We start from the raw sequence: 25,988 nt of genomic DNA on the forward strand, positions 1-25,988 counted from the left end.
GTCAGCCTCTTTCTTAATTTAACCTACCCTCTTTTGACAGGAGGATGATGACATGGCGGAACAAGCAGTTAAAGGAGAAGAGCACGATTATACGGAAAGAAACAAGACGGCCGTTCAGGCTGATCCTGGAAAAAAACCAAGAAGAAAAATATCAAAAGACCAATGGGTGGCATTGGGGTTTCTGGCACCATCCTTTATATTGGTGCTTATCTTTGTCTATGGATTCATCGGCTGGACAGGCTGGGTATCTGTTAGTAATTGGAATACACTAGTTCCGGATTTTTCGTTTGCAGGCTTGAAGAACTATATTTATCTTTTTAATGATTACAGGTTTCAGGCAGACTTAAGAAATACGGTATTCTTCACTATATTATTTATTGGCTTAGTCATTGTTATGGGGCTTGGTTTATCTATTTTGATCGACCAGAAATTAAAAGGGGAATCCATTTTCCGCAATATCTTTTTATTTCCAATGGCTTTGTCTTTTGTAGTTACAGGGGTTGTATGGCAATGGCTGCTCAATCCGTCCACTGGGTACAATCAATTTCTGGCGGTTTTCGGCATTCAGCCAAAATGGTACACCGACACAAATATTTTGGCCGGATTTGAATGGGGCAGTATTGAATTCGGACTTCCTGTCGCTATCATTGCTGTCGTTATTGCTGCTGTATGGCAAATGACCGGTTTTTCTTTGGCAATGTATTTAGCGGGTCTGCGCGGCATTCCGGATGAACTGCGGGAAGCAGCACGAATGGATGGAGCTTCTGAATTGCAGATTTATAAAAAAGTTATCCTGCCAATGTTAATGCCGATTACGGTCAGTGTTGTCATCATCATGGCACACATCTCATTGAAAATATTTGATTTGATCTATGCGATGACTGGGTCCGGAGCAAACTTTGTTACCGATGTTCCAGGTGTCTATATGTTTGAAACAACCTTCCGCGGCAACTACTATGCAAATGGTGCGGCTATTGCGATTATCATGTTGCTTCTTGTAGCGGTCTTTATTGTGCCGTATCTATTGACCAACAGAAGGAGTGGTAACTAATGGCTGCATTTAATATTTGGAAACCGATAAAATACTTGATTTTGACTATCATGGCTATCATCTTTTTAACGCCGATTTACGTAATTGTTGTAACAAGTTTAAAGCCTTTAGATGAGGTTTCATTAGCCAATATGTGGGCATTGCCTACCGCTATTGATTTTAGCAGCTATTCCCATGCATTCTCGGAACTTGCCCCGAACTTTATGAATAGTATTTATTTAGTAATACCGGCAACATTGCTGTCTGCTCTGTTGGGAGCTATGAATGGGTATGTGCTTTCCAAGTGGAAATTCAAAGGATCTGAACTGATTTTCACCGTCATTTTGTTTGGTATGTTCATACCTTACCAAAGTATATTAATTCCTTTGATCCAGTTTTTGCGCAACATTGAAATGTACAACTCCATTGCCGGACTAGTGCTGACCCATGTAGTATATGGTCTGCCGATTACGACATTGATGTTCCGAAACTTTTACGCCAACATTCCTGACACGATGCTGGAAGCAGCAAAAATCGATGGAGCAAGCTTTTTGGGGATATTCAGACATATCATTATCCCGCTGTCAATCACCGGCTTCGTCGTCGTTGCTATTTGGCAGTTTACGAATATTTGGAATGAGTTTCTATTCGCAGTTACCATTACAAACTCGGACAGCCAGCCAATCATGGTTGCTCTGCAAAACCTATCGGGCAGCCAAATTGTCCAATGGAATGTGCAGATGGCTGGGGCATTGCTGGCAGCCATGCCGACACTCCTCGTGTATATCTTGTTAGGGAAATACTTCGTCCGCGGCTTGCTTGCAGGCTCTGTCAAAGGCTAAACTATTAGTAGATCATTAACCAGGGACAGACACCTTTAGGGCAAATTCGACGAGAGGACGGGTATCATGGAAAAAGTGAAATGGGGAATTTTAAGCACGGCTGGTATAGGGCAAAAACAGGTGATTCCTGCCATCGGCCGGGCAGCTAATGCAGAAGCCATTGCGATTGCCAGCCGAGGAGATAAAGCTAAAGAAGCGGCGGTCCGCCATAATATCGCTAAAGCTTATACTAGTTATCAAGAACTATTGCAGGATCCGGAAATAGACGCCGTTTATATTCCGCTGCCGAACAGTCTTCACAAACAGTGGGTGATAGAAGCAGCCAGGCATGGCAAGCACGTCCTATGTGAAAAACCAGCAGCTTTGAATGTGGAAGAATTACAGGAAATGATAGAAGCTTGCAGCAGGCATGGCGTAAAATTCATGGAAGCCTTCATGTATCAATTTCATCCATTGCATGAGAAAGTAAGAGAATTAATAGACGCTAAGGAAATTGGGGAGTTATCCCTTGTGAGAGCAAGCTTCTCCTTCCTGCTGGAAAAGGATGCGGAAAATATCCGATTGAATAACGCACTTGGCGGCGGATCTGTATATGATGTGGGCTGTTACTGCCTCCATTCGATTCGAACAGTGCTTGGAGAGGAGCCTGTGCAAATTCACGCCCATGCAAAATGGGATGACCACTTGAACGTCGATACGACAGTCGCCGGGACCATGTCTTTCGCCAGTGGTATCGAGGCAGGCTTTGATTGCAGCTTTGATCAGTTTCCGGAAAATAAATATGAATTAGTAGGTTCCGCTGGAAAAATAGAAGTAATAAATGCCTATCGCCCTGATAAAAATCCTGACGGCGAAGGTCTGATCCGGCTTACCAAAGCAGGCGGAGAACTAATAGAAAAGCGAATTCCGGGAGATCAATACAGAAGCCAGGTTGAACATTTTTCTAAATCCATACTAGAGGATACACCTCTTTATTATTCCGATGAGAAAATGTTGCTTAACATGAAAGTTATCGATGCCTGCTATCAATCTATTCATACAGGGAAAGTGGTACGAATAGCCGAGGAAAGAAGTTAATCAAAAAACCCCCGGCTCCTGGCGCGGGCACTGAAAAACGGAAGCTCTATGATAGGTAGAATTTAAAAAAAGCGGTCTGTGTGGGATTTAATTTCCATACAGACCGCTTTTCGTCTAACTTGAAGAGGCTTGTGCCTCCATTCCTTCATGAGTTTAACGATTCGTTTCACATTTGCCGTGAAAATTGCCATCGCCACTTGAATACACATGCCTTCGTCTATCGAGACCCGAAGATGCGGCGACCTCATATCCGAGTCTATGCTTCCATTCGCTCTTTTTAAATTGGCCTCTGTTGATTCCGCGATAGGCAATCGGTGGTGACGCCTGCGGAAACAGCACGAGGCGAAGATCGACTTGGTCAAGTGATCTTCTTGACCAGGTTAGCTGGTGCCATGCCCGCGGCAAGCATCCACCGACAAGCGATTCGTGGAATCAACAACAAACTTTGACAGCCCCTTTAAATGTAAAAAGGACTTTTTCAGTGGCCTCGTAACAGGGGAGTGTTTTTTAGTAGAAAGTAATTTAAAATTTAGAAAATTTAAACCATTCCATTGACGGAAGGCGGGAAATTTATTAATATGTAGTTTAACTACATATTTTATTTATTTATATGAAATAAAACTACATCAAGTTATCAGGCGCTTTGGCCTACAGGGGAGATAAACATGAACAATGGAATAGAAAGAATCCGCCAGGGAAGTACATCACTTAAACCTTCGGAAAGAAAGGTAGCTAATTATATTTTGAAAAACGCGGAAAAGGTATTAATCATGCCGATTTCCGAGTTGGCAAAAGAATGTCAGACTAGTGAAGCCACAATTATCCGTATGTGCAGGTCATTACAATTTAAAGGATTTAGAGAGTTAAAGCTGAGTGTTTCTGCTTCAGTCAATAACAATGATTTTTCAACGGATAGATATCGGGATATTTCTGCCGAAGCGAGTATTAAGGAGATTAGCAGAGTCGTCTCTTATAATAATTTACGTTCGATAGAAGACACATTATCTGTATTCGATGAAGATTCTATGGAAAAGGCAGTTGCATGTTTAGCTGATGCTAGAAAAATCCTCATTATAGGGGTAGGAGCGTCCGCTATTGTTGCACAAGATTTTGAGCAAAAATGCAAAAGAATAAACCAATGGTGTGAAGCCCTGACTGATAGTCATGCACAGCTCACTTCTGCTGTACATTTAACGTCGAAAGATGTCGTTATCGCTGTTTCTTACTCGGGGGAAACCAAAGAGATTGTCGATACCATCAAAATAGCAAACAAAAATAATACACCAGTCATTTCAATAACTAGCTATGGGAGCAACCAGGTACAAAAATTATCGACCATTAATCTCTATGCTTCAAATTTAGAGCAAAATATTAGGAGCGGGGCAACAGCTTCAAGAATCGCACAATTGAATATCATCGATATTTTGTTTACTGGACTTGCATCGCAAAACTATCAGGAGTCCATTAACTTTTTGGACAAGACAAGAGATGTCATCCACAATCGATTTTGATGTTGGGAGCGTAGTTATGAACCACTTAGACGAAATCTTTGCTGAATATATTAGAGATGATTATTTTGCTGGCGGGGTATGCTGTATATCAGTAAAAGGAAATATCATTTTCCATAAGGCATACGGATTAGCTAACCGTACCAACCAAACAAAACTGAAAAAAGATACAATATTCGACTTGGCCAGTGTTACCAAGATAATAACCACCACCATGATTCTACAATTAATAACTAACAAGAGACTTTCCCTTGCCACTTGTTTAAGGGACTGTCTGCCTCACACTTCCATCAATCCAATACTTTCACCAATCACGATCCAACAACTTTTGACACATACTTCAGGATTGAAAGCGTGGCATCCATTTTATGCTCATTTACCAAATAAAGATTTATTTAAAGTGCTGGAAGACATAAAGCTCACTCATGATAGTGATGAAAAAGTTGTTTATAGTGACTTGAATTTTATTTTACTTGGTGAAGTAATTAAATACTTAGTGAAAGATCATTTAGAATACGCGATAAAAAAGTATTTGGCTGATCCACTGGAATTGTCCACATTAACTTATCATCCTAGGAATCAATCAAACATTGCCGCTACTGAATTTGGAAATAAAACGGAAATGGCGATGTGCAAAGAAATAGGTGTATCCTTTGAAGGTTGGCGTAATACAAACGAACCAATTGTTGGAAAAGTGAATGACGGGAATGCTTATTATTATTTTCAAGGTGAGTCTGGGCACGCGGGGTTGTTTTCCTGTGTGGAGGACCTCATCAAAATAGGCAATCTGTATTTGAAGGGGGGCGTGTATAAAAACGAACGACTGATAGACAGTGGTTTGGTACAAAGGTCAATGAAAAATCAAATGGATGGCAGGGGGCTGGGATGGCAAATAGGCGGAGTATTTCCAGAGGGCTGCGGCCACACAGGGTTTACCGGTACATCTATTTGGGTGGTTCCCGAAAAAGAGATGGTTGTGGGACTACTGACAAATAGACTTCATACAGATTTTCCGAAAAATGTTCTTCCATTTAGAAGAGCCATCTTTGAAGCAATGATTAGTTAGCAACCAATAAAAAAACTGGGGGATTAATGATGAAAAACAAAAGAAATTTCTTAGTGTTGCTGTTTATTCTCTTTGCAGCAATCATAACTGCAGGCTGTTCAGATACTGATGAGGCGAATAGCGGAGACAATGAAAATGAAGCCAAAGGCGAAAAGGCTGCTGAACAAGTATTAAACATTGCTAACGACCAGGAACCTGCTGGATTGGACCCACATAAAACACCGGCGCATTCTTCCATTAGAATTTATTCACAGATTTATGAAGGATTGCTTCGATTCGATGAAAATATGGAAATTGAAGGCCAATTGGCAAAGGAATGGGAACAGCCAGATGATACTTCTTACGTTTTTCACTTAAAAGAGGGTGTGAAATTCCATAACGGCCGTGAAATGACGGCAGACGATGTTGTCTATAGCTTTGAAAGAATATTGGACGAAGAAACTGCCTCACATATTGCTTCTTATTTTTCGAATGTGGAAACGGTAGAAGCAGAAGATACATATACAGTCAAATTCACTTTAAGTGAGCCGGATGCTACATTTTTGTCGTATTTGACCAATGCCAGTGCTGTAGTGGTACCACAAGAAACTGTAGAAGAAAATGAAGATTTGCAGCAGGTGGCAATCGGTACAGGACCATTCAAGCTGGAAGAATGGGTTCCTGATAACCATGTAACCTTAGTTAGGAATGAAGATTACTATGTTGAAGACCAGCCAAAGCTGGATCAAGTTGTTTACAATACGATGAAAGAAGAGTCGTCCCGGCTTTCTGCCATTCGGACCGGAGAAGTAGACATGACAACATTGTCAGCGAAGTCCGCTTCATTATTAGAAGATCAGGAAGGCCTGAATATCCTGGATTACCAGTCTCTTGAATACAGTTATGTCGGTTTTAATGTGGATAAAGAACCTTTCAACGATGAAAAAGTACGCCAGGCACTAAGTTTAGCAACAGATCGGCAAAGTATCGCTGATATCGTATGGGATGGCGATGCAGTCATTTCCGGTCCAGTTGCACCGTCGATGGGGGATTGGGCAATTGATGTGACGGAAGAAGAACTTTACCAAAGAAATGTAGACAAAGCTAAAGAACTGCTAGCTGAAGCTGGTTATCCTGATGGGTTCACTACAGAAATTACAACTGCTTCTACTTATCCTGACATGGTGGATACAGCTCAGCTGCTTCAGCAGCAATGGAAGGATATTGGAGTGGAAGCCACAATTAAACAGATCGAATGGGGAGAATATATCGATACCTGGTCAAATACATCAGCAGATATTTTAGTAGGCCGAAATGGTTCTGGTACCGACCCTGACCGTTCATTAAATTACTTTTTCAATACAGAGGGATCAGCCAATGTATGGAACTTCTCGAATGATAATTTTGATCAACTAGTAGAAAAAGGCAGGGAGACACTGGATATAGAGAAACGGAAAGAGATTTATGTGGAAGCTCAAGAAGAAATTATTAATCTATCACCAAATTTATTCCTTGTTTCTCCAATGAACTATGTAGCCGTGAGAGATAACGTAGAAGGCTTCACGCCATATCCTCATAATGGTGAAGAAATTACAGAAGTTTTTAAAAAATAATTAATAGAGGGGCTGCTGATGCAGCCCTCTATTCTCACATAAAGGGTGAATAGAAAAATGTACGCATATATCATGAGGCGCCTTTTATTATTAATACCTGTCTTGTTTGGCGTATCGGTGTTTATCTTTGTAATCATGCGAATCGTGCCAGGGGACGTAGCTATGACTATTCTGGGAACAGATGCTACACCAGAATCTCTGGCGCAATTAAGGAAAGACTTTGGTTTGGACCTGCCGATTTACCAGCAGTATATTCAGTGGATAACCGGAGTGCTTACCGGGGACTTTGGAGAGTCGATGAGAACCGGGAAAGAAGTGCTTCCAGATATTTTAAGCCGCTTTAAATTAACATTTGAACTAACTTTAATATCAGCTGTTATTTCCTGGATTATAGCGATTCCTTTAGGGGTGATTGCTGCTGTGAGAAGAAACACACGTACAGATTTTGGCGTAAGGATTATTTCGCTGTTAGGAGTATCGGTACCAAACTTTGCGTTGGCAACGGTACTAATCCTTGTATTGGCACTGTTCTTCTCTTACAGCCCGCCTGTGGGTTATGTAGGCTTTTTTGAAGATCCGGTTAAGAACTTGCAAATAATGATCCTTCCCTCTATTGTCCTTGGGACTGCCATGGCGGGGGCTGTGATGAGGATGACGCGATCGTCTATATTGGAAATTTTAAGACAGGATTTTATTCGTACGATCAGAGCAAAAGGTGCGAAGGAAAGAGTTGTGATTTTTCAACACGCTTTGCGTAATGCCATGATTCCAATTCTCACAATCATCGGAATGCAAATTGGAACACTGCTTGGGGGAACGGTTATCATCGAGCAGATTTTCTCGCTTCCAGGTCTGGGCCAGCTTGTACTAACAGCAATAACTCAACGCGATTTCACGGTTGTACAGGGTGCGGTATTGTTTATTGCCTTTGTCTTCGTCATGATCAATTTACTCGTTGATATTATTTATTCCTATTTAGATCCTAGAATCACTTATAAATAATATTTCTGTTAAAGAATAGGAGAAAGAGTGGTTGTATGAAACAATTTTTAGCCAGATTAAAACAAGATAAGGTAGGGTTAATCGGATTTACGGGAATTATTATAGTCATTTTGGTAGGGGTATTCTCCCCTCTGATCGCTCCTTACAGCCCTGAAGAAATGTTCACTGACCATACAATGGAAGGTCCGAGCAGCCAATTTATTTTTGGGACAGACGAGTTCGGCCGCGACATTTTTTCCAGAATCATATTCGGCACGCAGGTTTCCTTACAAGTTGGTGTCATTGCAGTTGGCATAGGTGCCGGCTGTGGATTGGTTTTTGGATTAATAAGCGGTTATTTTCAAGGAAAAGTAGATCAAATCATCATGAGAATCATGGACATATTTTTTGCGTTTCCTGATATATTGCTAGCTCTTGCGATTGTGGCAGTGCTTGGCCCTAGTTTAACCAATACGATGATTGCAATAGGGATCGTATTTACGCCGGTGTTTACCAGAACTGTCAGAGCGGCTGTAATCGCTGTCAAAGAAAATGAGTACATCACCAGTGCCACTGCTATAGGAGTACCACCGATAAAAATAATTTACAGGCACATCACTCCCAACATATTGGCCCCCTTTATCGTACAAATAACACTTGCTCTCTCCGGGGCTATCCTGACAGAGGCTGCTTTGAGTTTCTTAGGGCTGGGCATTCAGCCGCCAAACCCTTCATGGGGTGTCATGTTGGACGCAAGCCGTACGTATATGGAGTTTGCCCCTTGGACGATATTATTTCCAGCAATCGCCATCGTATTTACGATTTTTTGTTTCAATCTTTTCGGTGATAGTTTAAGAGATATCCTCGATCCAAAAATGAAATAGTAAACAAGAGTAGGAGCGGAGTATATGTATTTAACAAATAAGCTAATAACGGAAGAGAGTAATCCATCCACAGAGAATATCGATCAAATGAGCACCGAAGAAATTTTGACTGTTATCAATGAAGAAGACACTACTGTTGCATATTCGGTGAAAAAAGAGATACATACGATTCATAAAGCCGTAGATAAAATTGTGGACGCTATTAAAAGGGGCGGACGGATATTTTATATTGGAGCAGGGACAAGCGGGAGATTAGGTGTTTTGGATGCTTCAGAATGCCCTCCAACTTATAACACACCTGCTGGATTAGTGAATGGCATCATTGCTGGCGGCTATCCTGCTTTGGTTCATGCGCTTGAGGGAGTCGAAGACAAGGAGAGCCAGGCGGCCGTTGATTTGCAGGATTATTCATTAAATAATCAAGATGTAGTAGTAGGGATAGCGGCGAGTGGTTCAACCCCTTATGTGGCAGGAGCATTGAAATATGCGAATTCTCTCGGGACGGCTACGATCAGCATTTCCTGCAATCCCAACTCATTAATTTCTGGTTATGCTGACATTGCAATAGAAACAGTTACAGGACCGGAAGTAGTTACTGGATCGACTCGTCTGAAAGCTGGAACCGCCCAGAAAATGGTTTTAAATATGATTAGTACGACAACGATGATTAAGTTGGGCAAAGTTTATAAAAATTATATGGTTGATCTGCAAGCATCGAATAATAAATTGAAAAAAAGGGCTTCCAGTATCCTAAACAAGCTGACATCAGCGGATGAAGCTATCACGTGCCAAATATTAAAAGAAACAGACTGGAATATAAAGGAAGCATTAGTGATGCTCCAGGCAAAAGTGGATAGAACGGCTTCCCAAAAAAGCTTGCTGGAAAATGAAGGGTTTGTAGCCAGGGCGATAAATTCGGCTGAACAGAGGTGATGAGAGTGGAAAAACATCTAGGTATTGGTTTAATGTCCGGTACATCTCTGGATGGTATTGATGCTGTCCTTGTTGAAATAAGCGGGAAGTACACAGAGACAAAAGTAAACGTGATAGATTCACTATCTTTTTCCTTCCCGAAGGAGCTAAGGGAGGAGTTAAAAGAATTATGTTCTCCATTAACTGCTTCATTGGAAAATATCTGTTCGATGAATATGTACCTTGGGAAAGAAATGGGGAAAATCGTAAATGATTTACTGGTGAAGGCAAATAAACAAAAAGAGGATGTTCTTTATATTAGCTCTCATGGACAGACAATCTACCACAACCCTGCTGGCGGTAAAAGATTGACAGCAGTCCCTGGAACGCTGCAAATAGGTGATTTGTCGGTTTTGTCAGAAGTTACAGGCATTACAGCTGTAGGTGATTTCCGCACCGCTGATATGGCAGCCGGAGGCCAAGGAGCACCATTGGTTTCTTTTGTGGATTATATCCTGTTTAAGAGTGAGAAATATTCCCGCGCTATTCAAAATATAGGGGGTATTGGAAATGTTACATATCTACCTAAAGACGGCACAGATAAAGATGTCCAGTCTTTTGATACAGGGCCGGGAAACATGGTGATTGATGAGGTTGTAACGCGCATCAGCAATGGAAAAGAAAATTATGATAAAGACGGAAAACTTGCTTTCCAGGGAAATATTAATACAAAGCTCCTAAACAAATTGCTGGACCATCCGTATTTAGTAATTGAGCCGCCCAAAACAACAGGACGTGAATTATTCGGGGCTGATTTTGTAGACAAAGTTATTCATATGGCAGGAGACCTTCCAAGCGAGGATATAGTCTCCACTGTAACAGCATGGAGTGCCCGAACAATCGCAGACAGTTACCAGCGCTTTCTGGAAGTAGATGGAAATAATTTGGATGAAGTGATAATTGGTGGGGGAGGAAGTTATAACCCTTTTTTGATGAAGCAGATAAAAGAAAACCTTCCAGAAAAAAATGTCTACACGCATGAGCATTTCGGAATATCCAGTGATTTGAAAGAAGCTGTAGCCTTTGCAGTTCTGGGTTATCATTGCCTTCAAGGCCAGTACAATCAATCCCCCTCTGCTACAGGTGCTAAAAATCCTGTGATAATGGGGAAAGTAGCTTATACTCAACCGGGCGCCTACAAGCGGGTCTTCTCATGGAGGGGGAATTAAATATGAATCCTGTGCTTGAAATTAAAAATCTGTCGATTGATTTACATGCGGACCGAAAAAAATTCAATGTGATAAACAATGTCAATCTAACTATTAATAAAAAGCAAAAGTATGGAATCGTGGGGGAATCCGGAAGCGGCAAAAGTTTAACCTCCCTGTCCATTATGAACCTGCTCCCGGCCCCATTGAACATAAGAGAAGGAAAGATTTTATTTGAAGAGTCTAAGGATCTGACCAAATTGCCCAACAAAGAGATGCTTAAGGTCAGAGGGAATGATATTTCCATGATATTTCAGGAGCCGATGACAGCGTTGGACCCCTTATATCCCATTGAACATCAAATTATGGAAGTGCTTAGGTTCCATGGAACCTATAGCAGAAAGCAAATGAAGGAATTAGCAATAGAAATGCTGGAAAAGGTAGGAATATCAAGACCAAAGCAACTAATGGCCGAGTATCCTCATCAATTATCCGGCGGAATGAGACAGAGAATTATGATTGCTATTGCGCTCATCTGCAATCCAAAATTACTGATCGCAGATGAGCCGACCACCGCTTTAGACGTAACAATTCAAGCGCAAATATTAGACTTGATGAGCGATTTGACGGAAAACTATGATACTTCCATTTTAATGATAACCCACGACTTGGGAGTCATAGCAGAAACATGCGAGCGAGTGGCAGTAATGTATTCCGGTGAGATTGTCGAAGAGACTACTGTCGAAAATTTATTCAGTAACCCAACCCACCCTTATACGATAGGACTTTTGGAATCAGTAAAGTCGCTGGGAGACAGAACAAGGGATTTATATTCCATTCCTGGGACAGTCCCTACTCCGAAGCAATTAACAGGCGGCTGCAGATTTGCTTCGAGATGTCCTTATGCCACTGCAATTTGCAGGGAGCAAGCCCCTCCTTTATTTTCTGTCGGAACAGACCATCAAAGCAGATGCTGGCTCTATGGAAAGGAGGAAGTTATCAATGGCTGAACAACAGGTAGTGTTGGAAGTGAAGAACCTTAAAAAATATTTTCCTATTAAAGAAGGGGTATTTAAAAGAACCAAAAATTATGTTCGAGCAGTGAATGATATTAGCTTTGAAGTCAGAGAACAAGAAACCTTTTCTTTAGTTGGGGAAAGCGGCTGTGGGAAATCAACCACAGGCCGTTCTATTCTTCGACTGCTGGAACCGACAGAAGGCGAAGTTTACTATAATGGTATAAACCTTTTGGAATACTCCAAAAAAGACTTTCGAAAAGTGAGAAAGGATTTGCAATTAATCTTTCAAGATCCTTATAGCTCACTGAACCCCAGGATGACAGTGAAAAATTTACTTCTTGAACCGTTATTAACACACCGGATTTATAACAAGAAAGAAGCCGAGCAAAAAGTGTTAAGTATCGCTGAGAAAGTTGGTTTGACAAAAGAGCAGATCCATCGTCATCCCCATGAATTTAGCGGGGGACAAAGGCAGCGGATAAGCATCGCAAGAGCAATGATATTAAATCCTAAGTTAATTATTTTGGACGAGGCTGTTTCTGCCCTAGATGTCTCGATCCAAGCCCAAATCTTAAATTTGTTAATTGAGCTTCAAAGGGATCTGAAATTAACCTATATTTTTATTTCCCATGATTTAAATGTAGTAAAGCATGTGAGTGACCGTGTCGGAGTAATGTATTTGGGGCAGATGGTAGAAATGGCTGCCACCGAAAACCTTTATCAAAAACCGATGCATCCTTATACACAGTCACTTCTTTCTGCAATACCTTCCCATGATCCAACCGTAAAGAAGGAAAGAATCGTTTTGCAGGGGGATGTTCCGGACCCGTCTAATCCACCTTCAGGCTGTCCGTTTAGATTAAGATGCCCGCAAGCTCACGAACGTTGTAAGGTAGAAAAACCTGCCTTTGTTGAAAGGGAACCCAATCATTGGCTTGCTTGCCATTTATATGATTAGCAGAGCGAAAAAAAGCGAATAATCACTTGTCGTACTAAAGGAGAGCTAACGATGGAAAAATTGGAATCAGCTTTAATCGAGAGTTGGGAAGTTAATGGGGAAGCATGGATCGAAACGATAAAAGGGAACAAAATCGAAAGCAGAAACTTATCAACAAAAAAAGCGATTATCGACAACGTCCTAGCGTACTCTCCGAAAAAGGTGTTGGATATGGGCTGTGGCGAAGGTTGGCTTGCACGTTCTTTAACGAGCAGAGGAATGGACACCGTAGGAATTGATGGAAGCCAAAAACTAATTCAGACCGCAGAAGAGCAAGGAAGCGGCACCTTTCATCTGCTTACCTATGATCAATTTATAAATAATCCTAAATCAATAGGAGAATCATATGATGTGGTAGTATTCAATTTTTCACTTTTATCGGAAAATATTACACAGATCCTGAAAGCTTGCAGCCAAATAATGGATTCCGATGGAACGATCATTATCCAGACAGTCCACCCCTTCAACAGTCAATCATCTAATTATAAAAGCGGCTGGCGTGAAGAGGATTTTTCAACCATGGGCGATGATTATGTCCGATCAATGCCATGGTACTTCCGAACAATATCGAGTTGGATAGACGTCATCAATGAAAGCGGATATGGGTTGTATGCGTGCAAAGAACCAATCCACCCAGAAACAGGGCAGCCTTTATCGCTCATTTTAACAATGAAGCTTAAATAAGAATGTAACGAAACCACTTAATATTAAGTGGTTTTTTGTTTCGTAACTATATTAAACTGTGCAGTGTATTATAGATCTGTTAGTGACACAAATAGACTGAAATTAATGTTGAATTTTGTGAAGAAGACTTTGCCATCTCTCTGATAACTTGCTCTCCGCATTGAATGTACAGTCTGTTCATAAAAGGATTTTACTTTCAGCCGACGAAAGTATTAGGGAGACCGAAAAAAATTTATAATCGCTGTCGATTCAGTCAAGATTAGTTCGTCGTATAAATAGAAGCGGGATTACCCAAAAGGTTTTTACATCGGTACACGAAGCTTCACAATAAAATAGGAGGTAAAAACATATGAGATTTATGATGATTGTCAAGGCTACAACAGACTCAGAAGCGGGGGTTATGCCAAGCCAGGAACTTATTGATGCTATGCAAAAGTATAACGAGGAATTGGTAAAGGCCGGTGTGTTACTCGCAGCTGATGGCCTGCAGCCTACCTCAAGTGGAATCCGGATTTCCTATCCGGAGCCCGGAGAAAAACCAAAGGTAATGGATGGGCCTTTTACTGAGGCAAAAGAGTTGATCGCGGGATATACGCTAATTGAAGTTAAATCGAGGGAAGAAGCTATTGAATGGGCTCTTCGCATGCCGGATCCCCACGGATATGGACAGGGCGAGATTGAACTCAGGCAGGTGTTCGAGTTGGAGGACGTTGTGGCCAATCCTGAATCACTGGCAAAAGAAGCAACACTTCGCAAACAAGTTAAGGAGCAGAAAAAAGGTTGGTGACGTTGTCCCAAACACATCGAACCATTGATGCGATATGGCGAATGGAGTCGGCAAAGCTAATTGCGAGTTTAACCCGAATGCTACGGGACGTGGGTGTTGCAGAAGATCTTGCCCAGGATGCTTTGGTAATTGCCCTAGAACGATGGCCGGAGACCGGCATTCCAGACAATCCGGGTGCCTGGCTGATGACAACGGCGAAGCGGCGCGCGATTGATCTTATGCGCAGGACGAAGCTGCGTGATCAGAAGTATGTAGAGATCGCCCGCGGTATGGAATATAAGGAGGAAGATATAGATCAGGCTTTGGACGGGGAAATCGGTGACGATCTCCTTCGTCTGGTCTTTATGACCTGCCATCCAGTGTTATCACCAAATGCCAGAGTTGCCCTAACGCTTCGCCTGTTATGCGGACTTACTACAGATGAAATCGCACGTTCTTTTCTCGTTGCCGAATCGACGATTGCACAGCGGATAGTTCGGGCCAAGAGAACCCTTAGGGCCGAGAAGGTTCCTTTTAAGGTACCTACGGGAGAACAACGTAAAAAACGTCTGTCTGCTGTACTCGAGGTGATTTACCTGATGTTCAATGAAGGGTATTCAGCAACCTCTGGGGATCACTGGATTCGACCGCTGCTATGTCAGGAGGCACTGAGACTCGGACGCGTACTTTCCGAGATCGCACCACATGAATCAGAAGTTTACGGACTGGTTGCCTTAATGGAGATTCAATCTTCGCGTTTTAAAACTCGGGTTAGCGCTACAGGTGAACCCGTACTTTTGATGGACCAAAATCGGGCAAAGTGGGATAGACTGCTGATCCGTCGTGGATTAGCGGCACTTAAACGCAGCCAGGAACTTGGAAGCACACTCGGTCCATACGCGTTGCAGGCTGCGATTTCTGCTTGTCATGCGGAAGCTCCTACTGCAGATGAGACCGATTGGATCCGTATCGCTGCCCTTTACGAAGCACTGTCCAGGGCAACTCCATCGCCAATCATCGAATTAAACCGGGCGGTTGCCATATCAATGGCATTTGGACCCTCTTTCGGACTACAGATTGTCGACGAGCTGAGTGGCGAACCTTCCCTAAAGAGATATCATTTACTGCCTAGCGTTCGCGGCGATCTTCTGGTCAAGCTAGGGCGGTTCGGTGAAGCTCGTACAGAATTTCAACGTGCGGCGTCGATGACCCGGAATGACCGTGAGAAAGAGCTTTTACTGAACCGGGCAAATGAATGTGAGTCCTGAAGCATCGTTTCCTATACGCTTTTACTGCATCAGTGTATTTCCTGCTATTTACACCCGCCTCTGTATACCCGGCAAGGAAATCATGGCACACGGTGGTGCGGGATTCGTACAGATCCTTTCAAGACTTGGCCTTATCGATGAATATCGATTGATTGTTAATCCTATTGCGTTTGGAAGTGGATTACCATTATTCAAGGACTTGTCTGATGCAAAAAAGGAGCCGTACTTCATACATATCAACCAGTAAGGAATGTGGAAAATCCACAAAGAAGTGGTTAGGGTTGATAAATATTAAGTTTTTCGGTGCGCTGGGACAAAGTCGGTCTTCGAGCTGATCGACGGGTTCTGACGATATTGTCGGACGGGAACCTTAAGTATCTCATTTAGAAACGGTGCTACTTACCCAATAGGAAAACAAGACAAAACTGGAGATTTGTATTCAACTTGAGACGGCGTCAAAAAGTATGACAAATAACGGGGTGAACCTCTGCGTCGAGACTTTCAGTAATCTCGTATGTACTCCGTTGGCTTGCTCTATGCACTGGTGGGAGGACGTGTTCTACGAGCGTCTTGCAGCAGGTTCTCGATTCTTTATTCGTTATGACACCCCCGACTTAGGCCGATCTGTCACCTACGAACCGGGGAATCCGCAGGACAGCCTCTGTGAAAGGACGCCTACAATGAACGATATCAAAACGGTTAATCAAAATAAGAGTGATTAAATTGTTAAAATTTACTCATTCCCTATGATGAGAAAGTGAGAGGGAAATTCTTGTCTTCCGCAATAGGGAGCGTTTGATAAAGAGGTTTAAAAGGATCACCCATGTTATCCGACACTTTAAGGGTGATCCTTTTTTAGTTCCAATTATTTTTTAGGGTTGATTTTTGAATCCGTTTACATTATACTCTAACTAAATCGATTTACTAAACCGTTTTAGTAATAAGTTATATGAAAACGGTTACTGAGTTCCTATCTAATTTTCGAGAGGGAAGGTGGATGGGATACAGGAGAGGGGGCAAATGCTATAAAAACCGTCACCATTAAAGATGTAGCCCAAAGGGCAGGAGTGTCACCGAGTACGGTTTCCCAATATGTAAATAAGCGATTCCATTACATGGGAAAAGAGACAAAGAAGAAAGTTGCTGAGGCCATTGAAGAATTGGGGTTCCAGCCTAATACGGTGGCAAGAAGTTTAAAACAAAAGAAAACGCTTACCATCGGCGTGATCATTTCGAACATTATGCACCGCTACTCCACAGTGGTCAGCAGATCTATTGAAGATTATTGCTATAACTATGAATATCATACAATTATTTGTAATGCGGATGACAATCCTGAAAAAGAACGAAAATATGTAGATATGCTGTTAGCAAAGCAAATTGATGGATTAATCATCGTTCCTACCAATCATAATCGGGAGCTCTATCAAAGCTTGATTCATAGAAATATCCCAGTGGTATTTCTTGATCGCTATGTTAATGGATTGGCTATTCCAACAGTTGTAGTTGATAACCAGGATGTCACAGAGCAGGCGATCAATCATTGGATAGAAGCTGGGCATACCCGAATCTCTTTGATCTCCGCTCCAATGAATGTTAGTACAAGAATAGAGAGAATGGAAGGATATAAGCGGGCCTTACAGCAGGCAAGCATACCCATTCAGGAATCATACGTTCACCATGTGGAAATGGATGACGTGCAGGAAGTTTGCAGACAGATGAGCCAGCTCACTGAACCTCCAACAGCAATTCTGGCAGCCAGTGACTTGGTTTTAATAGAAATCATCCGGTATATCAACCGGCAAGGGATACAAGTTCCTGACGACGTTGCTCTAATGGTATTTGACGAAGTGCATTTAGCTGAATTCCATGACCCGCCAATTACCACAATTAATCAGCCTTTTTATGATATGGGACAGAAAGCAGCCAGTTTACTGATGGACTTAATTAACAAAAAAGAAGTAGAAAACAAAAAATATCTTTATGAGGCATCTATTAATATACGAGAATCAAGTGAAGCAAAACTACAAAACAAAGGGGTTTTATAATATGAAAAAGCGCTTAGGAATTTTATTCTCTGCAATCGTTTTGAGTGTAATGGCAGCATGCGGCGGGGCTGATACAGAAGATGGCAATGCCGCAGAAAATGGAAGCGTTAACTTAATTGCAGCTACTCAATTGGATGCGGATAGCCCGTTTGCTGTGGGTTTCGAAAAGTTTAAAGAAGTTATTGAATCGGAAACAGATGGCGATGTGACTGTCGAAATTCATACAGACGGTGCTTTAGGCGGGAATGAAGACGAATTAGTGCAAAACTTGGAATCAGGATCCGTAGATTTGGTCGTAGCATCTCCTGGGTTTATGACACAGGCAGTAAAAGAGGTTGACTTCTTTGCTCTTCCATACTTGTTCGAAAGCCGTGACCATTGGAAAACAGTAGTTGATGGCGAAGTTGGTGAAACATTGTTTAGCAAAATCGAAGAGAATACGTCCTTCAAAATGTTAGGTTACTGGTCTGCTGGTGTTCGTAATTACTATGGCTTCAAGCCGATTGAACAGCCAGAAGATTTAAAAGGCGTGAAGGTACGTGTCCAGAATTCGCCCGTCGTACAAAATACTTGGAAAGCATTTGGCGCACAGCCAGCAAACGTTGCGTGGAATGAAATGTACCAGGCTTTGCAAAACAAAGTAATTGATGCTGCAGAGAATGACTTTACTAATATTTACCAAGCAAGCCATCATGAGCTGGCAACGTATATTTCCGAAACGGAGCACGACTTCACTACCCGCTTGTTCTTTACTGCTGACAGAGTGTATGACCAGTTAAATGACGAACAAAAACAAGCATTTGAAAAAGCGGCAACTGAAGCTACAGAGGCAGCACTAAAAGCTGACGATGAATTAGCGGAAGAATCGTTGAAAGCTATGAAAGAACAAGGAGTAGAAGTAAATGAAGTAGATAAACAGCCATTTGTTGATTTAACTGAACCAATCAGACAAGATGCTGTCAAGGATCTAGGGATGGAAGACCTTTATCAAAAAGTACAAGACTTAAAATAAGCAAGCAAAAAAGTACAAGCTCTGCTGGGAAAGCCAAACAAAGGGGTTAGCAGATATAGCTGTATAAATAGAGAAATGCAAACCAATTAGCCTTTATTGTCGGGGGACATTAACAAGGCATGTCAGGGGACAGTCCCTCCATGGGCAAGAATGACATCTGTCCATGAGCGGAGGCTGTCCCATTCTAATTAGAAGTTATTCGTTTTCTTAAGTAGAGAAGAGGTGTTGTAAATGAAAAAAGTCATCAATGGGATAGCGAAAGCTCAATTAGTATTAGCGGCAATCTTTTTCATCGTATTTATCTTTTGTGTCATTCTGCAAGTTGCTTCCAGATATATCCCGGGAATTGCAGTTTTTTGGGCATCAACGATTGCTACCTACTCGTTTATATGGATGGTCTTTTTCGGGGCAGCGATAACGCTGAGGGATAAAGAACATTTTAAGTTATCGATACTGCTGGATAAATTAAGAGGGCTTCCATTGCTTGTATTGCAGATGATTATCCAGGTGATTTTGATCTGGTTCGGTTATGTAATGGTAACGGATGGTTATCAAATCAGCCAGCAATTTTGGGGATGGACAGTTAACAGCATGCCGCAGCTTAAACAAGGCTACATCTGGTTGGTTTTACCTATTACAGGTATAACTTTCATTATTTATGCTTTAGAGAGTTTGATAGAAGAGATTCTTAACTATCGTAAACATAAAGGAGGGTATCAAGCATGACAGGACTGCTGTTAGTACTATTATTTGCTGTATTGTTGGTTATCGGACTGCCGATCGCTTTTGTTATAGCTGTTACTGCTTATGCAGGAATTGCCATGCTTGATACGATTCCAATGACCACAGTAGTACAGCGGATGTTTTCCGGATTGGATTCATTTATTTTACTGGCTGTTCCCTTATTTATTCTGGCGGCCAATATTATGAACCAGGGAAAAATTTCAGACATGCTGATCAAGTTTGCTGTATCGCTCGTAGGCCACATTAAGGGTGGACTGGCACAAGCGAATATCGTCGTATCCATGTTTTTTGGCGGGATTTCTGGCGCATCGACAGCCGATACGGCGGGTGTAGGGAAAATTTTGATTCCGAACATGTTAAAGGAAAACTATAGCAAGGAAACTTCTGTAGCTGTTACAGCAGCATCCTCCACCATGGGCATGATCATTCCTCCGAGTATCCCGATGGTTATCTATGGAAGTATCGCCAACGTATCGGTAGGAAAAATGTTTATGGCGGGGATTATACCAGGGGTTGCTATCGGAGTTGCCCAAATGATTTACGTAAACTTTGTTGCAAAGAAACACGGTTATCCAAGCCATCAACGTTTGAAAATGGTCGAGGTTTTAAAAGAAGGAATCAAAAGCCTGCCGCCGCTGCTTACTCCTGTAATCATTTTAGGCGGGATTGTCGGGGGAATTGTTACACCGACAGAAGCAGCTGTTATCGCTTGTCTGTATGCGTTTATTTTATCCTTCTTCTTTTACCGGACAATCAAGGTAAAAGATTTGATGCCGATCCTTTACGATACCCTAAAGCTAAGCTCACTGACACTGTTTGCTTTAGCGGCAGCAAGTGCGCTCGGTCGATTGATTAGTTATTATAATGTTCCAGTTATCATCGGCAACTTTTTCACACAAAACATGCCGTATAAATGGATGTTTATTGTAGCGGTCATTCTCTTATTCTTGTTAATCGGGATGATACTCGATACGGTTCCAGCCATCATTTTATTCGTGCCAATCGTTTTGCCGACAGCATTAACTTTAGGTATTGACCCCATTCATATTGGGGTTGTCATCATGATGTGTTTGGCCATCGGCTTAGTAACGCCGCCTTACGGTTTATGTCTGCTACTTGCGAGCCAGATAGCCAAACTGCAAATTGGCAAATCGTTCAAAGCTGTATTGCCTTATATCGGAATAATATTGGTTGTCATCCTGGCAGTCGCATTTGTACCAGCCATTTTCATGTGGCTCCCGGAAATGTTTGATTTTTAATAAGCAATCGAAAAGCAGCCAAAACATCGAGCTACATGTTCGGCTGCTTTTCGTATCATCGTAGAAGGAAGTGTTTAGCATGCTGGATGTTATAACTATAGGAGATGGGATGATTACTTTTAATCCCAAAAACACAGGACCGATGCGGTTTGTTAACGAATTTGAGCGAAAGGTTGGCGGTGCAGAGCTCAACTTTGCAGTTGGCTGCGCGCGGCTTGGGTTAAGTACCGGCTGGATCAGCCGGCTTGGCCAGGATGAGTTCGGCAAGTATGTACTGAATTTTATGCGCGGCGAAGGTATCGATGTCACAGAAGCCCGGCTGGTAGAAGGATATCCAACCTCTGTCAATTTTAAAGAAATCAGAGAGTCCGGAGAGGGAAAAACTTTTTACTACCGGGAAAAGTCTCCTACAGAAACATTGACTATGGAGGATATCAAAGAAAACTACATTAAGCAGGCAAAAGTCCTCCACATCACAGGGGTTTTTCCAGCTATATCTGATAAAAACATTGAATTGGTAAGAAGAGCTGTTTCATTGGCAAAGAAACATGGCTTAAAAGTTTCCTTTGACCCAAATATCCGATTGAAGCTTTGGAGCGAAGCAAGAGCGCGAGAGGTTTTGACGTCGTTTCTTCCTGATGTAGACATTTTATTGGCCGGTATAGAAGAATTGAGCTTTTTATTCGATTTGGAAGAAGACGAAAAGCTTCTCGTCGAACAATTGCAGCCATTTAATATCGAATCAATCATTATTAAAAAAGGGTCAGCTGGCAGTGTCGGCTATATTCAGGGAGAACGTTGCGAAGTCCCAGGATTTTCAGTCGGAAAAGTGGTAGACACGGTTGGCGCCGGAGACGGTTTTGATGCTGGCTTTATTTATGCTTGTACACAGGACTGGGCACCGAAACGGATGCTCACTTTTGCAAATGCGGTAGGAGCACTGGTAGTCTCAGTAGCTGGCGACAATGAAGGCTTGCCTGATAAAGATGAAGTACTGGAATTACTAGGGGAGAAAAAGGTGATCGAGCGCTAAATGCATTTTATTAGCCAGGATTTAGTGAAAAGGGGAGTGAAAAAATGAAGCTGCAAGTAGCACTCGACAGATTACCAAGAAAGGAATGCTTCGCTGTTGTAGAAGCAGTCGAGGAATCTGTTGATTTCATTGAAATCGGTACAGGGGTAATCAAAGAATTCGGTGTGGGAATCATAAAAGAAATGAAGCAGAAATATCCAGACAAAATAGTTGTCGCAGATATGAAAATTTGTGATGCTGGCAAGCATGAAACTGCACTGGCGCTGGATGCCGGAGCGGACATCGCCACAGTCATGGCCTTTGCCCCCATGCAAACCGTCCAGGATTGTATCCAGACTGCAAAGAAAGCAGACAAGCGGATCATGGTTGATTTGCTTGGTATCAGGAGCAGGGAAAAGGTGGAAGAGCTCGTTGCCAATGGAGCGGACTTACTATCGCTGCACATCGGCAAAGATGAGCAGAGCAATGGTGGATTAGATGCCGGCCACTTCAAGCTTGTCGAAGGATTGGACAACGTGGAAACGGCAGTGGCGGGAGGCATTAATCAAGTCAGCCTTCCAGCCTTTTTAACGTATCGGCCAAATGTGATTATTGTCGGTAGTGCAATTACCAAAGCAGAAGACCGGGGAAAAGCAGCACAACTCATAAAAGGAATGATGTAAATGACAGATATAACACGAATTATTCAAACAGTAAGCCAAGAGATTTCCGGTGTGCTTACTAATATCGATAGTCAACGTGTGGAACAGTTCGCCACCCATTTGAACAGTGCCAAACGCATTTTTATCGATGGGGAAGGACGTTCTGGCCTAATGGGAAAGGCTTTTGCCATGCGGCTGATGCATGCCGGTTTTGAGGTTTATGTCGTAGGGGAAACGATAACCCCAAGCATATCGAAAGGGGATTTATATGTAGCTTTATCGGGTTCCGGTTCGACCGGTGGTACTTATACAAAAGCAGAAAAAGCAAGAGCTGCTGAAGCAAGGATAGCAGCTGTCACGGCAAATCCGGAATCGCCTTTAAGCAGGCTGGCGGATGTATCGGTCTATCTGCCGACAGCTACCAAAAAAAGACTGGCTCATGAGCCTGCGACAATTCAACCACTGGGCAACCAGTTTGATCAAAGTTTACATTTAGTTTTAGACGCTGCTGTCATCTTCACTATAGAAAAATTCAAGCATACGTCACATGAATCGTTAAAACAACAGCACGCTAACTTGGAATAGCGGGGAAAGCTTTATCCTTTTAAACAGCAAACTGCTTTAAATGATAGGAAATTCCGTATATTATATTTTTACTGCTAAAAGGGGGATGTATATGGAGACAAAACAAACAATTGACCGTTTATATCAAGCAAAGGTAATACCAGTCGTAAGAAAAGTACCTGTTGAAGACTTTCATGCTATTGTTACAGCATTAATCTCCGGCGGTATTTCCGCTATCGAGGTTACGATGGATAGTCCGTCCGCAGACCAATTGATTAAAGAAGCAAAGGATCGATACGGGAAACAAGCAGTGATAGGCGCTGGAACAGTAATAAATATGGATGATTTTGAGCGGGCAGTTTCGGCGGGAGCTGAATTCATTGTATCGCCAAATTTTGATCGAGCAGTGGTTACTGCAGCAAAAGCCCGTGGTTTACTTGTCATACCTGGAGTTTTTTCGCCTTCAGAAATGGTGGAGGCTATCCGATTAGGTGCAAATATGGTTAAAGTATTTCCTGCAGGAACACTGGGTGCTGACTTCATCAAAAACGTCAAAGGCCCCTTAAGTGACATTCCGATTATGTGCACAGGCGGGATAGATCTAACCAATGCTGCAGATTTTTTCGAGGCCGGAGCTACGCTAGTTGGCGCAGGCGGCGCTTTGATAAACAATCAATATATAGAAACGAAGAATTGGGGGGCATTGACTGCAGCTGCAGAAAAGTGGATGCAAGTTTAAAAAAATAAAGAGAGCCTTCTCCATCCAGGAGAAGGCTCTCTTTATTTTATCTTATCTGTAGTCCTGGAATATTTCCTGAACACGATCAACGACAAAGTGGCTGCCGCCTTCATCCTTCACGTGCTCAACCATCATGCTGATGAGCAAGTCTTCTTGTTGTGGATAAGCAACAAACCAGCCGTTTTCTTCCGCATTTTCATCATCGAGACTCTGTTTTAGCTCTGCGGTACCAGTTTTTCCAGATAGTTGGATATTTTCCATATCAGCGCTGTGGGCTGTACCGTTGGAAGCTGTCACTACTTTGCGCAGGGCGTCCCGGATAACGCCAACTTGTTCACTGGATACAACACTTTCTTTCCAAACCTGGCTGTCGTCTTCCTTATCTTCCAAAGTTGGTTTTATCATATTGCCCTCATTAAGAAATGCAGTGTAAGCTGCTGCCATATGCAAGGAGCTCATTTCCATTTGTCCCTGGCCATAGCTGGTATCGGCTAACAATGCTTCACTGTCAATTTCCCCAGAACCGGAAATAGTGGATCCTTCAATAGGATAAGTGAATGGAAAATCCTCACCGAAACCAAATTGCTGAAGTCCGCTGATTAGGCTGTCTGATCCCATTTCTAAAGCTTTCTGGGCAAAATAGATATTATCAGATCGAATAAGCGCATCCGTGACATCAACTGGACTGCCTTCGGAGACTCTCCGTACTCGGTAATCGCCCCATGATTCATCCTTCTGCCACGTCTCTCCTTTTATTTCAATCGCTTCATTTGGATCAATTGTCCCATTCTCTAATCCAATGGCGGCAGTAATCGGCTTGATTGCCGAACCAGGAGCGAACGTGGCGCTGAATCTGTTTTGCAGTAGTTTTTGCTCGTCTTCCTGTAATTCTGTCAATCGGGCCGAGCTAATTCCATAAGCTAACTCATTTGGATCAAATCCGGGAGCGCTCACTAATGCCATTGTTTCACCGGTTTGTGGATGAATAGCGGCTGCCGTACCGGTTTTGTCCTGGTATGCTTCGTATATTGTCTGTTGTAGTTTACCGTCGATGGTTACGGTAATGTCTTCTCCGTCTTCCACCTCTGTTTCGGTAAGGATTTGCTCGTCTTCTCCTTCTTTAGTGACGACTATCTTCATTCCAGGTTTTCCTTTCAGCCTATCTTCGAAAAGCAGTTCCAATCCACGTTTCCCGATCAAGTCTCCATTGGAATACTCTCCTGGATCTGCTTCTTCCAATTCTTCTGCTGTTACGTTTCCAATATATCCGACTAAGTGGGAAGCAGCTTCGCCGTATGGATACACTCTTCCGGTAGTTGATTGCTGTACGACTGGCGCTAAAGCAAACAATTTATCCAATTGCTCGTTTGATTTTGGAACCTTTTTCAATGGAACAAAGGAGTCTGGCTGTACCCAGCTGGCATCAAGTGCTGTATCAATCGTTTCTACATCAATTGCTAGTAATTCAGCAATTTTCTCTTTTGTTTCCTGTTCATCGTCTCCGAATTCCTGAGGCACGACGCCGATATTATAAATCTCTTCATTTATGGCCAATCCGTTTTGATTCCGGTCGTAAATCTCGCCGCGGACAGGAGCTTCTGACTGTAAGGATATCTCCCCTCCATCCTTTAATTGAGGAAAAATATAACCAGGATTCCATTCAACGAACCAATTGGCTTCTCCATCTTCATTTTCTTTTCTCGTTAAAGAAGCCTCATATTCGAAAGAAACTGGTCCTCCCACTGTATCCATTTCGACAGAGATTGGAAAGGAAGCAGTACCTTCTTCTGAGCTCTCTTCCTCATTTTCATCCGGAGCTTGATAGCTTACCTTTAAATTTTCTACATTCAAATCACTATAAATTTTTTGATAGCGGTCCACGAATTGCTCGGTAGGATATGCTTCACGAGATTCTGAAGACGCCATTTCATACATTGCTTCAAAATCTTGCTCATTCCAATGACTGACAAATTCCTTTACCCGTTCCTCAGGAGTTACCTCGTCATCAGAGCAAGCAGCCAATGTGGCAGCTAAAGCAATCATGGCCAAAATGCTGTAAATTCTTTTCATAATGAAAGACCTTCCTTTCCCTCTATATACCTGTTTCTATTTGT

General features: G+C 42.4%; 25 protein-coding genes. 24 read left to right on the forward strand and 1 reads right to left on the reverse strand.

Translation table 11 applies throughout. From position 1 onward, the window contains the following. Positions 1-52 precede the first annotated feature (52 nt). The 24 genes from BLR93_RS07685 to BLR93_RS07805 all read left to right on the forward strand — a co-directional run bounded on the left by BLR93_RS07685 (position 53) and on the right by BLR93_RS07805 (position 23,874). Positions 53-1,051: a carbohydrate ABC transporter permease gene (locus tag BLR93_RS07685; protein ID WP_093212937.1), complete on the forward strand. Its 999-nt coding sequence runs from the start codon at positions 53-55 to the stop codon at positions 1,049-1,051. A 50-nt stretch (positions 1,052-1,101) separates the two neighbouring features. Continuing rightward, the gene (locus tag BLR93_RS07690) at positions 1,102-1,872 is read left to right on the forward strand and encodes a carbohydrate ABC transporter permease (protein ID WP_425440931.1); all 771 of its coding nucleotides are present in this window, start codon (positions 1,102-1,104) and stop codon (positions 1,870-1,872) included. 66 nt (positions 1,873-1,938) lie between these two features. Next, a complete protein-coding gene (locus tag BLR93_RS07695; RefSeq protein WP_342720338.1) occupies positions 1,939-2,949 on the forward strand; it encodes a Gfo/Idh/MocA family protein in 1,011 nt (336 codons plus the stop codon). A 665-nt stretch (positions 2,950-3,614) separates the two neighbouring features. Continuing rightward, positions 3,615-4,460, forward strand: coding sequence for a MurR/RpiR family transcriptional regulator (locus tag BLR93_RS07705; protein WP_093212945.1), 846 nt, complete (start codon positions 3,615-3,617; stop codon positions 4,458-4,460). Positions 4,461-4,476: 16 nt separating this feature from the next. Further along, positions 4,477-5,523 (forward strand): serine hydrolase domain-containing protein, encoded by a 1,047-nt coding sequence (locus BLR93_RS07710; RefSeq protein ID WP_175559291.1) that lies wholly within the window; start codon positions 4,477-4,479, stop codon positions 5,521-5,523. Between the two features lie 29 nt (positions 5,524-5,552). Further along, positions 5,553-7,115 carry an ABC transporter substrate-binding protein gene (locus tag BLR93_RS07715; protein ID WP_093212948.1) on the forward strand — a complete coding sequence of 521 codons (1,563 nt, stop codon included), beginning with the start codon at positions 5,553-5,555 and terminating at the stop codon, positions 7,113-7,115. Positions 7,116-7,172: 57 nt separating this feature from the next. After that, positions 7,173-8,117, forward strand: coding sequence for an ABC transporter permease (locus BLR93_RS07720; protein ID WP_093212950.1), 945 nt, complete (start codon positions 7,173-7,175; stop codon positions 8,115-8,117). A gap of 35 nt (positions 8,118-8,152) precedes the next feature. Beyond that, positions 8,153-8,980, forward strand: coding sequence for an ABC transporter permease (locus tag BLR93_RS07725; protein WP_093212952.1), 828 nt, complete (start codon positions 8,153-8,155; stop codon positions 8,978-8,980). 24 nt (positions 8,981-9,004) lie between these two features. Continuing rightward, positions 9,005-9,913, forward strand: a complete 909-nt coding sequence (gene murQ / locus BLR93_RS07730) for an N-acetylmuramic acid 6-phosphate etherase (protein WP_093212954.1) — start codon at positions 9,005-9,007, stop codon at positions 9,911-9,913. Positions 9,914-9,918: 5 nt separating this feature from the next. Next, positions 9,919-11,121, forward strand: a complete 1,203-nt coding sequence (locus BLR93_RS07735; protein WP_217629279.1) for an anhydro-N-acetylmuramic acid kinase — start codon at positions 9,919-9,921, stop codon at positions 11,119-11,121. A gap of 2 nt (positions 11,122-11,123) precedes the next feature. Next, entirely contained in the window at positions 11,124-12,110 is a 987-nt protein-coding gene (locus tag BLR93_RS07740) for an ABC transporter ATP-binding protein (protein ID WP_093212958.1), read from the forward strand. Beyond that, complete coding sequence (locus BLR93_RS07745) at positions 12,103-13,077, forward strand: ABC transporter ATP-binding protein (protein ID WP_093212960.1); 975 nt, start codon at positions 12,103-12,105, stop codon at positions 13,075-13,077. Before BLR93_RS07740 ends, BLR93_RS07745 begins: the two co-directional genes overlap by 8 nt. A 51-nt stretch (positions 13,078-13,128) precedes the next feature. Then, positions 13,129-13,800 carry a class I SAM-dependent methyltransferase gene (locus tag BLR93_RS07750; protein WP_093212962.1) on the forward strand — a complete coding sequence of 224 codons (672 nt, stop codon included), beginning with the start codon at positions 13,129-13,131 and terminating at the stop codon, positions 13,798-13,800. A 349-nt stretch (positions 13,801-14,149) separates the two neighbouring features. Further along, positions 14,150-14,587, forward strand: coding sequence for a YciI family protein (locus tag BLR93_RS07755; protein WP_093212964.1), 438 nt, complete (start codon positions 14,150-14,152; stop codon positions 14,585-14,587). Beyond that, complete coding sequence (locus BLR93_RS07760; protein ID WP_093213473.1) at positions 14,584-15,834, forward strand: RNA polymerase sigma factor; 1,251 nt, start codon at positions 14,584-14,586, stop codon at positions 15,832-15,834. Before BLR93_RS07755 ends, BLR93_RS07760 begins: the two co-directional genes overlap by 4 nt. Before the next feature lie 82 nt (positions 15,835-15,916). Continuing rightward, positions 15,917-16,081: a dihydrofolate reductase family protein gene (locus BLR93_RS18265; RefSeq protein WP_245690104.1), complete on the forward strand. Its 165-nt coding sequence runs from the start codon at positions 15,917-15,919 to the stop codon at positions 16,079-16,081. 793 nt (positions 16,082-16,874) lie between these two features. Beyond that, complete coding sequence (locus BLR93_RS07770; protein WP_281241692.1) at positions 16,875-17,882, forward strand: LacI family DNA-binding transcriptional regulator; 1,008 nt, start codon at positions 16,875-16,877, stop codon at positions 17,880-17,882. Position 17,883: 1 nt separating this feature from the next. Further along, positions 17,884-18,894: a TRAP transporter substrate-binding protein gene (locus BLR93_RS07775; protein ID WP_175559292.1), complete on the forward strand. Its 1,011-nt coding sequence runs from the start codon at positions 17,884-17,886 to the stop codon at positions 18,892-18,894. Positions 18,895-19,125: 231 nt separating this feature from the next. Further along, positions 19,126-19,620, forward strand: coding sequence for a TRAP transporter small permease (locus BLR93_RS07780; protein ID WP_093212972.1), 495 nt, complete (start codon positions 19,126-19,128; stop codon positions 19,618-19,620). Further along, on the forward strand, positions 19,617-20,897 hold the full coding sequence (locus tag BLR93_RS07785) for a TRAP transporter large permease (RefSeq protein WP_093212974.1): 1,281 nt from the start codon (positions 19,617-19,619) through the stop codon (positions 20,895-20,897). Before BLR93_RS07780 ends, BLR93_RS07785 begins: the two co-directional genes overlap by 4 nt. Before the next feature lie 79 nt (positions 20,898-20,976). After that, positions 20,977-21,930, forward strand: coding sequence for a sugar kinase (locus BLR93_RS07790; protein ID WP_093212976.1), 954 nt, complete (start codon positions 20,977-20,979; stop codon positions 21,928-21,930). A 44-nt stretch (positions 21,931-21,974) separates the two neighbouring features. Further along, the gene (gene hxlA / locus BLR93_RS07795; protein ID WP_093212978.1) at positions 21,975-22,592 is read left to right on the forward strand and encodes a 3-hexulose-6-phosphate synthase; all 618 of its coding nucleotides are present in this window, start codon (positions 21,975-21,977) and stop codon (positions 22,590-22,592) included. Further along, complete coding sequence (gene hxlB / locus BLR93_RS07800) at positions 22,593-23,156, forward strand: 6-phospho-3-hexuloisomerase (protein WP_245690090.1); 564 nt, start codon at positions 22,593-22,595, stop codon at positions 23,154-23,156. It begins immediately after the preceding gene. A 91-nt stretch (positions 23,157-23,247) separates the two neighbouring features. Next, entirely contained in the window at positions 23,248-23,874 is a 627-nt protein-coding gene (locus tag BLR93_RS07805) for a bifunctional 4-hydroxy-2-oxoglutarate aldolase/2-dehydro-3-deoxy-phosphogluconate aldolase (RefSeq protein ID WP_175559293.1), read from the forward strand. A 51-nt stretch (positions 23,875-23,925) separates the two neighbouring features. On the opposite strand, the gene BLR93_RS07810 is transcribed toward BLR93_RS07805, so the two are convergent. After that, positions 23,926-25,944, reverse strand: coding sequence for a penicillin-binding transpeptidase domain-containing protein (locus tag BLR93_RS07810; protein ID WP_093212982.1), 2,019 nt, complete (start codon positions 25,942-25,944; stop codon positions 23,926-23,928). Positions 25,945-25,988: the final 44 nt, after the last annotated feature.

Origin of the sequence: Sediminibacillus albus, from assembly GCF_900101125.1 — a bacterium.
GTDB classification, from domain to species: domain Bacteria; phylum Bacillota; class Bacilli; order Bacillales; family Amphibacillaceae; genus Sediminibacillus; species Sediminibacillus albus.

What these genes read in the sequence shown, in the direction of transcription:
- BLR93_RS07805 (WP_175559293.1), top strand. Translation starts at nt 23,248, where the DNA reads ATGGAGACAAAACAAACAATTGACCGTTTATATCAAGCAAAGGTAATA.
- BLR93_RS07695 (WP_342720338.1), top strand. Translation starts at nt 1,939, where the DNA reads ATGGAAAAAGTGAAATGGGGAATTTTAAGCACGGCTGGTATAGGGCAA.
- BLR93_RS07705 (WP_093212945.1), top strand. Translation starts at nt 3,615, where the DNA reads ATGAACAATGGAATAGAAAGAATCCGCCAGGGAAGTACATCACTTAAA.
- hxlB (WP_245690090.1), top strand. Translation starts at nt 22,593, where the DNA reads ATGACAGATATAACACGAATTATTCAAACAGTAAGCCAAGAGATTTCC.
- BLR93_RS07685 (WP_093212937.1), top strand. Translation starts at nt 53, where the DNA reads ATGGCGGAACAAGCAGTTAAAGGAGAAGAGCACGATTATACGGAAAGA.
- BLR93_RS07715 (WP_093212948.1), top strand. Translation starts at nt 5,553, where the DNA reads ATGAAAAACAAAAGAAATTTCTTAGTGTTGCTGTTTATTCTCTTTGCA.
- BLR93_RS07690 (WP_425440931.1), top strand. Translation starts at nt 1,102, where the DNA reads ATGGCTATCATCTTTTTAACGCCGATTTACGTAATTGTTGTAACAAGT.
- murQ (WP_093212954.1), top strand. Translation starts at nt 9,005, where the DNA reads ATGTATTTAACAAATAAGCTAATAACGGAAGAGAGTAATCCATCCACA.
- BLR93_RS07755 (WP_093212964.1), top strand. Translation starts at nt 14,150, where the DNA reads ATGAGATTTATGATGATTGTCAAGGCTACAACAGACTCAGAAGCGGGG.
- BLR93_RS07750 (WP_093212962.1), top strand. Translation starts at nt 13,129, where the DNA reads ATGGAAAAATTGGAATCAGCTTTAATCGAGAGTTGGGAAGTTAATGGG.
- BLR93_RS07780 (WP_093212972.1), top strand. Translation starts at nt 19,126, where the DNA reads ATGAAAAAAGTCATCAATGGGATAGCGAAAGCTCAATTAGTATTAGCG.
- BLR93_RS18265 (WP_245690104.1), top strand. Translation starts at nt 15,917, where the DNA reads ATGGCACACGGTGGTGCGGGATTCGTACAGATCCTTTCAAGACTTGGC.
- BLR93_RS07810 (WP_093212982.1), bottom strand. Translation starts at nt 25,944, where the DNA reads ATGAAAAGAATTTACAGCATTTTGGCCATGATTGCTTTAGCTGCCACA.
- BLR93_RS07740 (WP_093212958.1), top strand. Translation starts at nt 11,124, where the DNA reads ATGAATCCTGTGCTTGAAATTAAAAATCTGTCGATTGATTTACATGCG.
- BLR93_RS07785 (WP_093212974.1), top strand. Translation starts at nt 19,617, where the DNA reads ATGACAGGACTGCTGTTAGTACTATTATTTGCTGTATTGTTGGTTATC.
- BLR93_RS07710 (WP_175559291.1), top strand. Translation starts at nt 4,477, where the DNA reads ATGAACCACTTAGACGAAATCTTTGCTGAATATATTAGAGATGATTAT.
- BLR93_RS07720 (WP_093212950.1), top strand. Translation starts at nt 7,173, where the DNA reads ATGTACGCATATATCATGAGGCGCCTTTTATTATTAATACCTGTCTTG.
- hxlA (WP_093212978.1), top strand. Translation starts at nt 21,975, where the DNA reads ATGAAGCTGCAAGTAGCACTCGACAGATTACCAAGAAAGGAATGCTTC.
- BLR93_RS07725 (WP_093212952.1), top strand. Translation starts at nt 8,153, where the DNA reads ATGAAACAATTTTTAGCCAGATTAAAACAAGATAAGGTAGGGTTAATC.
- BLR93_RS07745 (WP_093212960.1), top strand. Translation starts at nt 12,103, where the DNA reads ATGGCTGAACAACAGGTAGTGTTGGAAGTGAAGAACCTTAAAAAATAT.
- BLR93_RS07790 (WP_093212976.1), top strand. Translation starts at nt 20,977, where the DNA reads ATGCTGGATGTTATAACTATAGGAGATGGGATGATTACTTTTAATCCC.
- BLR93_RS07775 (WP_175559292.1), top strand. Translation starts at nt 17,884, where the DNA reads ATGAAAAAGCGCTTAGGAATTTTATTCTCTGCAATCGTTTTGAGTGTA.